General features: G+C 73.5%; 10 protein-coding genes. 9 read left to right on the top strand and 1 reads right to left on the bottom strand.

The features are described from left to right. The first annotated feature begins 177 nt into the window (after nucleotides 1-177). From pdhA to ACLJT4_RS04805, 9 genes are all read left to right on the top strand, one after another. Nucleotides 178-1,377, top strand: a complete 1,200-nt coding sequence (pdhA, locus tag ACLJT4_RS04845) for a pyruvate dehydrogenase (acetyl-transferring) E1 component subunit alpha (protein ID WP_411121152.1) — start codon at nucleotides 178-180, stop codon at nucleotides 1,375-1,377. After that, a complete protein-coding gene (locus ACLJT4_RS04840) occupies nucleotides 1,374-2,408 on the top strand; it encodes an alpha-ketoacid dehydrogenase subunit beta (protein WP_016570494.1) in 1,035 nt (344 codons plus the stop codon). The genes pdhA and ACLJT4_RS04840 overlap by 4 nt, the downstream gene beginning before the upstream one ends. Next, nucleotides 2,408-3,925 (top strand): dihydrolipoamide acetyltransferase family protein, encoded by a 1,518-nt coding sequence (locus tag ACLJT4_RS04835; RefSeq protein ID WP_411121151.1) that lies wholly within the window; start codon nucleotides 2,408-2,410, stop codon nucleotides 3,923-3,925. Before ACLJT4_RS04840 ends, ACLJT4_RS04835 begins: the two co-directional genes overlap by 1 nt. A 54-nt stretch (nucleotides 3,926-3,979) precedes the next feature. After that, on the top strand, nucleotides 3,980-4,891 hold the full coding sequence (locus ACLJT4_RS04830) for an NTP transferase domain-containing protein (RefSeq protein ID WP_411121150.1): 912 nt from the start codon (nucleotides 3,980-3,982) through the stop codon (nucleotides 4,889-4,891). Next, nucleotides 4,888-6,459: a molybdopterin molybdotransferase MoeA gene (locus tag ACLJT4_RS04825; protein ID WP_411121149.1), complete on the top strand. Its 1,572-nt coding sequence runs from the start codon at nucleotides 4,888-4,890 to the stop codon at nucleotides 6,457-6,459. Before ACLJT4_RS04830 ends, ACLJT4_RS04825 begins: the two co-directional genes overlap by 4 nt. Then, complete coding sequence (locus tag ACLJT4_RS04820) at nucleotides 6,456-7,595, top strand: potassium channel family protein (protein WP_016575321.1); 1,140 nt, start codon at nucleotides 6,456-6,458, stop codon at nucleotides 7,593-7,595. The genes ACLJT4_RS04825 and ACLJT4_RS04820 overlap by 4 nt, the downstream gene beginning before the upstream one ends. A gap of 108 nt (nucleotides 7,596-7,703) precedes the next feature. Beyond that, nucleotides 7,704-8,681, top strand: a complete 978-nt coding sequence (locus tag ACLJT4_RS04815; protein WP_016575320.1) for an NAD(P)H-quinone oxidoreductase — start codon at nucleotides 7,704-7,706, stop codon at nucleotides 8,679-8,681. A 176-nt stretch (nucleotides 8,682-8,857) separates the two neighbouring features. Further along, nucleotides 8,858-9,658, top strand: coding sequence for a hypothetical protein (locus tag ACLJT4_RS04810; RefSeq protein WP_411121148.1), 801 nt, complete (start codon nucleotides 8,858-8,860; stop codon nucleotides 9,656-9,658). A 307-nt stretch (nucleotides 9,659-9,965) separates the two neighbouring features. Then, complete coding sequence (locus tag ACLJT4_RS04805) at nucleotides 9,966-10,526, top strand: bacterial proteasome activator family protein (protein ID WP_411121147.1); 561 nt, start codon at nucleotides 9,966-9,968, stop codon at nucleotides 10,524-10,526. Between the two features lie 86 nt (nucleotides 10,527-10,612). On the opposite strand, the gene ACLJT4_RS04800 is transcribed toward ACLJT4_RS04805, so the two are convergent. Next, nucleotides 10,613-12,256 (bottom strand): protein kinase domain-containing protein, encoded by a 1,644-nt coding sequence (locus ACLJT4_RS04800; RefSeq protein WP_411121146.1) that lies wholly within the window; start codon nucleotides 12,254-12,256, stop codon nucleotides 10,613-10,615. Nucleotides 12,257-12,508: the final 252 nt, after the last annotated feature.

Below are 12,508 nucleotides of genomic sequence, written 5' to 3'. Positions count from 1 at the left end.
TGAACCCGCCTGTAGCCAAAATGCATCAGCGACCGAACAATCGGTAGGGAAGGGGTCACCGGCCCCGACCGTTCGCGTTCTGCCAGACCCCCAGCGACCGCTGGGAGGTACCACCGGCTCGCCCACCACCCATGAGGCGCATCGCGCCACCCCTTCGATGACGAGGAGGTGCCCGACATGACGGTTCTCGAGCAGCCCGGCAGCAGCAGGCACACCAGTGACCTTCCCGGCCCGCCGCCCGCCTGGCGGCCGCGCGTCGATCCCGCGCCCCTCCTGCCCGACGCCGAGCCGTATCGCCTCCTGGGCACCGATGCCGCCGGCCGGCTCGACCCCGGACTGCTGAAGCGGCTCTACACCGAGCTGGTGCGCGGTCGCCGGTACAACACCCAGGCCACCGCCCTCACCCGCCAGGGTCGGCTGGCGGTCTACCCCTCGTCCACGGGCCAGGAAGCCTGCCAGGTCGCCGCCGCGCTCGCCCTCCAGGAGCAGGACTGGCTCTTCCCCAGTTACCGCGACACCCTCGCCGCCGTCGCCCGCGGGCTCGATCCGGTGCAGGCCCTGACCCTCCTACGGGGCGACTGGCACACCGGCTACGACCCTTACGAGCACCGCATCGCCCCCCTGTGCACCCCGCTCGCCACCCAGCTCCCGCACGCCGTGGGCCTGGCGCACGCCGCCCGCCTCAAGGGTGACGACGTGGTCGCCCTGGCCATGGTCGGCGACGGCGGCACGAGCGAGGGCGACTTCCACGAGGCGCTCAACTTCGCCGCCGTCTGGCAGGCACCGGTCGTCTTCCTCGTGCAGAACAACGGCTTCGCGATCTCCGTGCCGCTCGCCAAGCAGAGCGCCGCGCCGACCCTCGCCCACAAGGCGGTCGGCTACGGCATGCCCGGTCGCCTGGTGGACGGCAACGACGCCCCCGCCCTGCACGAGGTCCTCACCGACGCGGTGCGCCGGGCCCGTGAGGGCGGCGGCCCCACCCTCGTCGAGGCCGTCACCTACCGCCTAGAGGCCCACACCAACGCCGACGACGCCACCCGCTACCGCACCGACGCCGAGGTCGAGAGCTGGCGGGCCCACGACCCGATAGCCCTGCTGGAGCGCGCGCTGACCGACCGCGCCCTGCTCGACGACGCGTTCGCCACCGCCACCCGCGACGGAGCCGAGCGCCTCGCCGCCGACCTCCGGGAGCGGATGCACGCCGAAGCGTCGCTGGCGCCGATGGACCTCTTCGACCACGTCTTCACCCAGCAGACCAGCCAATTGCGCTCCCAGGCCGCCCAGTTGCGCGCCGAGCTGGACGCCGAGGCCGAAGGGGCCGACGCACCCGAGTCCGCCACGGTCACCGTGGCGCCCGCCCAGGAGGCCAGGCCATGACGACCACCGCCGCGCCGACCGCGCGCAAACCGGCCACCATGGCGCAGGCGCTCACCCGCGCCCTGCGCGACGCCATGGCCGACGACCCGACCGTCCACGTGATGGGCGAGGACGTCGGCGCCCTGGGCGGCGTCTTCCGGATCACCGACGGCCTGGCCGAGGAGTTCGGCGAGGACCGCTGCAGCGACACCCCGCTCGCCGAGGCCGGCATCCTCGGGACCGCCGTCGGCATGGCCATGTACGGGCTGCGGCCGGTCGTGGAGATGCAGTTCGACGCGTTCGCCTACCCGGCCTTCGAGCAACTTGTCAGCCACGTCGCCCGGATGCGCAACCGCACCCGGGGCGCGGTCGCCATGCCGCTGACCATCCGCATCCCCTACGGCGGCGGCATCGGCGGCGTCGAGCACCACAGCGACTCCTCCGAGGCGTACTACCTCGCCACCCCCGGCCTCCAGGTCGTCACCCCGGCGACCGTCGAGGACGCCTACGGGCTGCTGCGCGCCGCCATCGCCTCCGACGATCCGGTCGTCTTCCTCGAACCCAAGCGGCTCTACTGGTCCAAGGCCGACTGGTCGCCGGACGCGCCCACTGCGGTCGCCCCCATAGGCCGTGCGGAGGTCCGCCGCCGCGGCAGCAGCGCCACGCTCCTGACCTACGGCCCGTCCCTGCCCGTCTGCCTGGAGGCCGCCGAGGCCGCCCGCGCCGAGGGCTGGGACCTGGAAGTCGTCGATCTGCGCACCCTGGTGCCGTTCGACGACGACACGGTGTGCGCATCGGTGCGGCGCACCGGGCGGGCCGTGGTCGTCCACGAGTCCAACGGGTTCGGCGGTCCCGGCGGCGAGATCGCCGCGCGGATCACCGAGCGCTGCTTCCACCACCTGGAGGCGCCGGTGCTGCGCGTGGCCGGCTTCGACGTCCCCTACCCGCCGCCCATGCTGGAGCGTCACCACCTCCCGAGCGTGGACCGGATCCTGGACACCGTCGCCCGCCTCCAGTGGGAGTCGCGCTGGACCGAAGGACGTGGTGCGTGATGGCCGTGGTGCGCGAGTTCACCCTGCCCGACCTGGGGGAGGGCCTCACCGAGGCGGTGATCGTGCAGTGGCTGGTCGAGGTCGGCGAGGTGGTGGCCGTCGACCAGCCGGTGGTGGAGGTCGAGACCGCCAAGGCGATGGTCGAGGTGCCGTGCCCGTATGGCGGGGTGGTCACCGCCCGCTTCGGCGCGGCGGGCACCGAAGTCCCGGTGGGGGCGCCCCTGGTGACGGTCGCGGTCGGCGCGGCACCGGAGGACTCGGCCGGTCGCGGGTCGGCCCCCGGCAGTGCCAACGGGTCGGCCTCGGTCGCCGTGCCGGCGGACCCGGCCCCTGGCGCCGAGGGCGCGGGAACGGACGCTGCCGGTTCGGGAAACGTCCTGGTCGGCTACGGGACGAGCGGTGCCGCGGCGCGCCGCCGGCGGATCCTCCCGAGCGCCGCGGAGGCCCCCGCGCGCCGGCCCGCCACGCCCGAACCCCCCGCCACCACGAACGGCACGGCCACGAACGGCACGGCCACGAACGGCACGGCCACGAACGGCACGGCCACGAACGGCACGGCCACGAACGGCACGGCCACCAACGGCACCGCGACCGGGGACGCCCCCGGTACCGCGGTGGCCGACGGCCCCCGCACGGTGGCCGTCATCTCCCCGCTGGTGCGCCGCATCGCCCGGGAGCACGACCTGGACCTGCGGGAAGTACGCGGCAGCGGGCGCGACGGCCTGATCCTGCGGACGGACGTCGAATCCGCGGTGCGGGCCCTGGGCGAACGGCAGTCCGCAGCGGCCCGCGCCGCCGGCACCGCCGACGCCGCCGGGCCCGTCCCCGGTGAGGAACGGATCCCGCTCAAGGGCCTGCGTGGCGCCGCGGCCGAGAAGTTCAGCCGCAGCCGCCGTGAGATCCCGGACGCGACGTGCTGGGTGGACGCCGACGCCACCGACCTCCTCGCCACCCGCCGGGCGATGAACGTCCCCGGCGCCCCCAAGGTGTCGCTGCTGGCCCTCCTCGCCCGCATCTGCACCGCCGCGCTCGCCCGCTACCCCGAGCTGAACGCCACCGTGGACACCACGGCCCAGGAGATCGTCCGGCTGCCCGCCGTCCACCTGGGCTTCGCGGCGCAGACCGACCGCGGCCTGGTGGTGCCGGTCGTCCGGGACGCCCAGGACCGCACGGTCGAGCAGCTGTCCGCCGAGATCGCCCGGCTCACCGACGCCGCGCGGGCCGGGAAGCTCTCCCCGGCCGAGCTGTCCCGCGGCACCTTCACGCTCAACAACTACGGCGTCTTCGGCGTCGACGGCTCCACCCCGATCCTCAACCACCCCGAGGCGGCGATGCTCGGCGTCGGCCGGATAGCCGCCAAACCCTGGGTCCACGACGGTGAGTTGGCGGTGCGGGAGGTGGTCCAGCTCTCGTTCACCTTCGACCACCGGGTGTGCGACGGCGGCATCGCCGGTGGATTCCTGCGTTACGTGGCCGACTGCGTGGAGCAGCCCGCGCTGCTGCTGCGCTCGTTGTGACGGCCGGGCGGCGGCAGACGGTGTGAGCGTGACGCGCCCGGCGATACTCAAGGGGTGAGCGACCACACCGACTACGACGCGATCGTGCTGGCGGGAGGGGCGGCCCGACGGCTCGGCGGGGCGGACAAGCCCGCCCTGGCGGTCGGCGGCCGCGCCCTCCTGGACCGGGTCCTGGCCGTCTGCCGCGACGCCGCGGCCACCGTCGTCGTCGGCCCCGCCCGCCCGACCGCCCGCCCGGTGGTCCAGACCCGCGAGGACCCGCCTGGCGGTGGGCCGCTCGCCGCGCTCGACGCCGGACTGCGCCACACCACCGCCCCCACGGTGCTGGTCCTCTCCGCCGACCTGCCGTTCCTGACGGCCGCGACCGTACGCGCCCTCCTCGACGCGGCGACCGCCAGCGCCGCCTCGCCCCGGGACGGGGCGCTGTTGTGCGATGCGGACGGGCGCGACCAGCCGTTGGTGGCCGCCTACCGTTCCGTCCCGCTGCGCCGCGCCCTCGACCGGCTGCGGGTCGAACGCGGCACCCTGACCGACCTGCCGCTGCGCCCCCTGCTGTCCGCGCTGGCGCTCGCCCGGGTCCCGGACGCCTCGGCCACGGCGTCCTTCGACTGCGACACCTGGGAGGACCTCGGCACGGCGCGCGCCCGGATCAGGGAGCATGGACACGTGTTGGACGAATGGATCACCGCAGTCAAGGCCGAACTGGGCATCGACCTCGATGTCGACACGGCGGCTCTCCTCGACCTCGCGCGGGACGCGGCACACGGCGTGGCCCGCCCGGCCGCGCCGCTGACCACCTTCCTGATCGGCTACGCGGCGGGACAGCAGGGCCGCGACGTGCCGGAGTTGGCGCAGCGGGCCGCCGCCCTCGCCGAGCGCTGGGCGGCGGAAGCGGCCACCGAGGAGGCCGCGGCGGCGCGGACGACCGGCGGTGCCCCGGCGGGCGAAACGAAGCGCGCGGAATGACCGACGGGGAACACGGCGACCCGTTCGGTGACGAGTTCGCCGATGCGCTCGCGCTGGTCAACGGCACCGCGTCCACCCGTGGGCGGTCCGGGACCACCGACCGGCCGGGCGCGTCCGGCGGCGCACCCGCCGGGCATGCCGCAGGCTGCGCGGGACCGCCCCCGACCGGCGGCGCCCCCGGGGCCGGCCACGTCGAGGAGGACTGCCCCGCCGCCTGCGGCGACGCTCGCGGCGCCGGGTCCGCCCGCCCCGCGACGCGGTCCTCCGGCCACGCCGTCACACCCTGGCGCACCGCCCGTGACCTCGCCGAACGTGCGGTGCCCGGACCCGTGGGGCCGGGTACCGCAGAGCTCGCCGACGCGCTCGGCCGCACGCTCGCCGCTCCGCTGAAGGCCCTCACCGACCTGCCGTCGTTCGACACCTCGGCGATGGACGGCTGGGCGGTCGCCGGCCCCGGTCCCTGGCGCGTCGACCGCGCCACCGACGACACCGGGCCCGGCCCGGACGCCGGCATCCTCGCCGGCCACGCCACCACCGCGGTGCTCCCCGACGGCCACGCGCTGCCCATCGCCACCGGCGCCCGCATCCCGACCGGCGCCACCGCGGTGCTGCGCAGCGAGCACGGCGAGGTCCTCGAACTCCCCGACGGCCGCGCCCGGCTGTACGCGCCGCGTCCGGTGCCGCCCGGCCAGGACATCCGCCCGCGCGGTCAGGAGTGCCGGTGCGGTGACCAACTCCTGCCCGCCGGCACGCTGGTGACCCCCGCGCTCCTCGGCCTGGCCGCGGCGGCCGGCTACGACGAGCTCGCCGTCCACCCCCGTCCCCGCGTCGAGGTGCTCGTCCTCGGCGACGAGTTGCTGCGCGGCGGGCTCCCCGAGGGCGGTCGGATCCGCGACGCGCTCGGCCCGATGCTGGTGCCCTGGCTGCGCGCCCTGGGCGCCGAGGCGGCACCCCCGCGGCACCTCGGCGATGACGCCGAAGCACTGCACGAGGCCCTCGCCGGATCCACCGCCGACCTGGTCATCACCACCGGCGGCACCGCGTCGGGCCCCGTCGACCACGTGCACCCCACCCTCCAACGGCTCGGCGCGGAGCTGCTGGTGGACGGCGTGGCGGTGCGCCCCGGCCACCCGATGCTGCTGGCCCGCCTGGGACCGCGCCGGCACCTCGTCGGCCTTCCGGGGAACCCCCTGGCCGCGGTGTCCGGTCTGCTCACGCTCGCCGAACCCCTGCTCCGCACGCTCGCCGCCCGCCATCCCGCCGCGCCGTACCGCGTGCCGCTGGCCGCCGCCGTCCCCGGGCACCCGCGCGACACCCGGCTCGTCCCGGTGGCCTACCGCGACGACGACCGGCACGGGCTGGTGGCCGGGCCGCTGCACTTCCACGGACCCGCGATGCTGCGCGGGATCGCTGCCGCGGACGCGATGGCGGTCATCCCGTCCGGCGGCGCGGAGCGCGGCACCGAGGTCGAACTCCTCGAACTTCCCTGGCCGACGGGCTGGTCGGCGGGCTGGCCGACGCCCGACACCTGCTACGACCCCGCAGCTCCCACCGGAGGCACCGCGTGAAGCTCCCGTCCCACGACGCCGCGGCGCGCGAGACCCCGGAGGACCGTTCGCACCGGGTGATACTGCCCCGCCGCAGCCCGAAGGCGCCCATACGACAGGTCGCCCGGCGGCTGCTGATGGCCCTGCTGGTGCTCGTCGCGACGGTCTTCATCGTCTGGATCGACCGCGAGGGCTACCACGACAACGCCGGTGGCCAGCTCGACCTGCTCGACTGCGTCTACTACGCCACCGTCACGCTCTCCACCACGGGTTACGGCGACATCGTCCCCTACAGCGCCAGCGCACGGCTGTTGAACATCCTCCTGGTCACACCCCTGCGCGTGCTGTTCCTGATCATCCTGGTCGGCACCACGCTGGAGGTGCTGACCGAACGCACCCGTGAGCAGTGGCAACTGAAACGCTGGAGAAACGCCTTGCGCGACCACACCGTCATCGTCGGCTTCGGAACGAAGGGCCGCTCCGCGGTGCAGACCCTGCGGGCCACGGGCCTGCCCCGGGAGCGGATCGTCATCGTCGACCCCAGCACCAAGGTCGTCGAATCGGCGGTGGCCGAGGGCTACGCGGGCGTGGTCGGCGACGCGACGCGCAGCGACGTCCTGCTGCGGGCCGAGATCCAGCGGGCGCACCAGATCGTCATCGCCACCCAGCGCGACGACACCGCGGTGCTGGTCTCCTTGACCGCACGTCAGCTCAACAAGCGGGCCAACATCGTCGCCGCCGTGCGCGAGGAGGAGAACGCGCCGCTGCTGCGGCAGTCGGGCGCGGACGCGGTGATCACCTCGGCCAGTGCGGCCGGCCGGCTCCTGGGCCTGTCGGTGCACAGCCCCAGTGCGGGTGCGGTCATGGAAGACCTGATCCAGCAGGGCAGCGGCCTGGACCTGGTGGAGCGTCCGGTGGTCAAGGCCGAGGTCGGCAAGTCCGTCCGGGAGACGAACGACCTGGTCGTCTCCGTGCTGCGCGGACACCGGCTCCTGGGCTACGACGACCCGCAGGCGAGCCCCTTGCAGACCGCGGACCGTCTGATCACCATCGTCCGCGCCGCCCCGGCGGAGGAGTCCGCCGTCCCCGGGAAGCCGCCCGCCAAGCCGACGTTGCCCGGCACCGCGGTCTCCCCGATGCGGCCGGCGGACGACTGACGGACCGTGGGACGGGACGCCGGCGACCGGTACGCGGGGCGGTGACCTGTGGCGGGGCCGCGCCCCGCCCTTTCGCCCCGTGGCCGGTCGGCGAGTAGCCTCGCGCCCATGCGAGCGATCACCATCCCCGAGCCCGGTGGCCCCGAAGCCCTCGTCTGGGCCGAAGTGCCCGATCCGCAGCCCGCCGAGGGCGAGGTCCTGATCGAGGTCGCGGCCAGCGCCGTGAACCGCGCCGACCTGCTCCAGCGCCAGGGCTTCTACGACCCGCCGCCCGGGGCCTCCCCGTACCCGGGCCTGGAGTGCTCGGGACGGATCGCGGCGGTCGGCCCCGGCGTGCACGGCTGGGCGGTCGGCGACGAGGTGTGCGCACTGCTGTCGGGCGGCGGGTACGCCGAGAAGGTCGCCGTCCCGGCCGGTCAGGTGCTGCCGCTGCCGCCTGGCGTCGACCTCGTGACGGCCGCCGCGCTTCCCGAAGTCGCCTGCACCGTCTGGTCGAACGTCTTCATGATCGCGCACCTGCGGCCCGGCGAGACCCTGTTGGTCCACGGCGGTGCCAGCGGCATCGGCACCATGGCCATCCAGCTCGCCAAGGCGGTCGGCGCGCGGGTCGCGGTCACCGCGGGCGGACCGGAGAAGCTGGCCCGCTGCGCCGAGTTGGGCGCCGACGTCCTCATCGACTACCGCGAGCAGGACTTCGTCCAGGAGATCCGCAAGGCCACCGAAGGCAAGGGCGCGGACGTCATCCTCGACATCATCGGCGCCAAGTACCTCCAGAAGAACGTCAAGGCGCTGGCCGTCGCCGGTCGGCTGGCGATCATCGGGCTGCAGGGCGGGGTGAAGGCCGAGCTCAACCTCGCCGCGCTGATCGCCAAGCGCGCCGCGATCACGGGCACCGGTCTGCGGGCCCGTCCGATCAGTGAGAAGTCCGCCATCGTCGCCGCCGTCCGGGAGCACGTCTGGCCGCTGATCGGCAACGGTCAGGTCCGCCCGATCGTGGACCGGGCCCTGCCGATGGCGGAGGCCGCCGAGGCGCACCGCATCCTGGATGCCAGCGGTCACGTCGGCAAGGTCGTCCTGACGGTCTGAGCCGGCCGCGACCCCGCCCCGGGGCCCTGAACGCCCCTCGCCCCTCCCCCTGCCGGCAGGTCACCCGGCCGATCTGCCCGAGATGCCGCGGTGCACCCGCTGTGTGACGCTGGGCACGTCACTCGACGGCTCGGCACGGGAGGGGCACCGTGGTCGCTCCAGGGTTCCGTACGCGCATGGCCTCCAGTCTGTTGGTGCTCGCCGCCGCCCTGCCCGTCTCCTTGACGGCCGGCCCCGCGCTGGCCGCGGACCGGCAGGCCACTCCGGCCGCGCGTCCCGACGCTACGTTGGACGACTTCGCGGCGGTCCCGGTGCTGACCGGGGAGTTCTCGACGGAGCAGTACCCCGGTCGTCCCGGCGGGCTGCCGGGCTTCCCCGGCGCCTACGACTTCCGCGACTTCCCGGATGCCTTCCTGGGCCTTTCCGGCACGCTGCCGGGCTTCCCGGACCACCCCGGCGGTCCGTTCCGCCACGAACCGCGGCAACACCACCACCCTCACCCGTTCGGCCTCGGCTTCCCCTGGCGCTCGGACCCCGTGCTGGGGCTCGACGAGGGCGCCCCGGACGACTCCGCGGACGCGGATGTGGACGTCTCCGAGCCGCCTCTGCCGTCCGCCCCGCCGCATGTTCCGGCCCCCGAGCCCACACCGCCGCCGACCCATCGGCCGAAGCCGCACGAACGCACCCCCTCCACCTCGGCGGACCCCAGCCCGCACACGAGCCCTGCGCCACGGCCGCACCCCGCACGCCCGCATGACCTGGCCGTCCCGCCCACCCCGACCCCCGATCGGCAGGCGCCGGCACCCGCTCCGGAGGAGGACGGGGACTCGACCATGGCCGGCCCGGATCCGGCCGCAAGTCCCTACCCCCTCGATGCCCCGGGCGCACGGGTCGAACGGGTCCTGCCGATGGGCGCCGGGATGGCCCTCACCGGCCTGGGGCTGGCCTTCCTCGGACTGCGACTGCGTCGCCGCTGAGGTCCGTTTCACGTGAAACGGTCCGCGGTGCGGGGCGGTCGCCCTCCGTGGTTTCACGCTCCGTGGTTTCACGTGAAACCGCGGCCGAGCCACGGCGTTTTCCTAGGAGCGCTCCACCGTGAAACGCAAGAAGGCCAGGGTTTCACGTGAAACAGCCGAGAATCCGTGGTTTCACGTGAAACGTACGGCCGAGGACGGGGGTACATAACGGGCGGGTCCGACGGGCAATTCGTCGCGCCGGCAAGGGTGGATCACCTTCTGCCAGGGGCACCACCGTTCTGGACCTGTCGTACGAGAGAATGGCGGCATGGATATGCCGATGAACGAACGGTCGCAGGAGAACCAGCACGTCCTGGTCGTCGGCCCGGACGGCATGGCGCTCGGCAGCGCCGGCTCCGGTGACGGGGACGAGGGCGGGGAGCCCCGTGAGACTCCGGTGACGGACATGGTCGAGCAGCCTGCGAAGGTCATGCGCATCGGCAGCATGATCAAGCAGCTGCTGGAAGAGGTGAAGGCCGCTCCCCTCGACGAGGCGAGCCGGGTGCACCTCAAGGAGATCCACGCCAGCTCGGTCAAGGAGCTGGAGGACGGCTTGGCCCCCGAGCTGGTCGAAGAGCTGGAGCGGCTGTCGCTGCCCTTCACCGACGAGTCGGTGCCGACCGAGGCTGAGCTGCGGATCGCCCAGGCTCAGCTGGTCGGTTGGCTGGAGGGCCTCTTCCACGGCATCCAGACCGCGCTCTTCGCCCAGCAGATGGCGGCCCGCGCCCAGCTGGAGCAGATGCGCCGTGCCCTGCCGCCCGGTCTCACCGCCGAGGGCCACCCGGAGCATCCCGGTCACGATGGCGCCCGCTCGGGCCCCTACCTCTGATCGAGGCGCCCGAACACCCACAACGGCCGGAGGGGCCGGCACGCAGTTCGCGTGCCGGCCCCTCCGGCCGTCAGATGCCGCTGTTCTCAGTTGTGACCCGTCGAGATGGTCAGCTCGACGGTGTCGTTGCTGCGGGGGTCCCACCAGCTGATGGCCGCCGGAGTCTGGTCCGTGACGGTGTTCTTGCCCCAGATCGCGTCGTTCTCTTCCTTGATGATCTTGTACTTCCAGCCAGCGGCCTTGATGCACGCCTCGACCGACTCCAGGTTCTTGAACTTGAACGAGGGGAAGAGGACCTTGCCCTTCTGGCTGTAGCTCGGCGTCGGATTGGTGCACTGGCTGGCCTGGATCGTCGCCGTCTTGTCCTCGGGACGGACGCTGGCGGTGGGCGACGGGGAGTAGGCGAACGTCGGGCTGTCGCTTCCGCCACTGCTGCCGCCGGATCCGGCGCTCAAGCCGATGCCGACGGCGATCGCGGTGACCACGACCACGCCCACCACCGCCGCGACGATGATCACCCCGCTGTTGTTCTTCCGGGGGCGTGCCGGTGGCATGGCGCCCGTCACCGGCGCGGGCGGACCGGGGAACGGTGGCGGGGCCTGGAAGCCGCCGGTGAACGGCGGGGGCGTCGGGGCCGGGGCCGGGGCCGGCGTCGGGTAGGGGCTGTTCACCGGCGGCGGCGTCGAGGGGCCGAAGGCGGCCTGCGTCGGCTGGTACGGCTGCTGGACGCTCGGCGGCACCGGGGTGTGCGGGTTGCCGGAGGCGGTGGGGAACACCGCGGAGGAGACCGAGGCGCCACTGGTGCGGGCCCGCGGGCCTTCGCTGATGATCAGCGGTGTCGCGCCGGACTGACCGGAGCCGGCGATCCGCAGGCACTCGTCCCGCATCGCCTCGGCGGTCGGGAACCGTTCGTTGGGGTTCTTCCTCAGCGCCCGGGCCACCAGCGCGTCCACCGCCGGCGGCAGCGAGCGGTTGATGGTCGACGGGACCGGCGGCTCTTCCTGCACGTGGGCGTAGGCGATGGCCAACGGGGAGTCCGCGTCGAACGGCAACTGTCCGGTCAGCAGCTCGAAGAGCATGATGCCGACCGAATACAGGTCGGAGCGGGCGTCCACGCCGCGGCCCAGGGCCTGCTCGGGCGAGAGGTACTGCGGGGTGCCGACGACCATGCCGGTCTGGGTCATCGAGGTCACGCCGGACTGCATGGCGCGGGCGATGCCGAAGTCCATGACCTTGACGACGTTGCGCTTGGTCATCATGACGTTGCCCGGCTTGATGTCCCGGTGGACCAGGCCCATCTCGTGGCTCGCCTCCAGGGCGGCGAGCACGTCGGCGGTGATTTTCAGCGCCTTTTCCGTCGGCATCGCGCCGTGCTGCGCGATGTCGGAGTCCAGCACGGAACGCAACGGCTGGCCGGCGACGTACTCCATGATGATGTACGGCACCATGCCGCCGTCGAGCTGGTCCTCGCCGGAGTCGAAGACCGAGACGATGTTGGTGTGCGTGAGCTTCGCCACGGACTGGGCCTCGCGCCGGAAGCGCTCGCGGAACGCCTGCTCGCGGCCGAGCTCGGTGTGCAGGGTCTTGATCGCGACCTCGCGGTCCAGCACGCTGTCATAGGCGAGGTGCACGGAGGCCATGCCGCCGGCGCCAAGAAGATCACGAAGCTGGTAACGTCCACCGCCGACCGAACGGCCCTCGAATTGGCCTTGAGCGCCGTCCTGGCTCATCGTTCCGCTTCCCCCTAGGCGCACTGCCCGTATGTCTAGCGATCAAAAACTAGAATTCCGCAGCCAAGTCTGCCCCAGGGCACGGACACGTCAAGCTGTGTGCCCGTTCCGTGACCAGATGTGCAAGATCCGGGCACGGTCATGAAGGGGCTCGGACTTCCGGTCACCCCTGGTGAACTTGCGACACTTGGGATGCGGAGGGTTTGATGGCCGGTCCACGACGGACCGGTGGGTGCCGCGGAACCTGTAGCG

The sequence above is a fragment of the Streptomyces sp. x-19 genome, from assembly GCF_046549115.1.
Classification (GTDB): Bacteria; Actinomycetota; Actinomycetes; order Streptomycetales; family Streptomycetaceae; genus Streptomyces; species Streptomyces albulus_C.
This window is presented reverse-complemented; position numbering and strand designations above follow the sequence as displayed.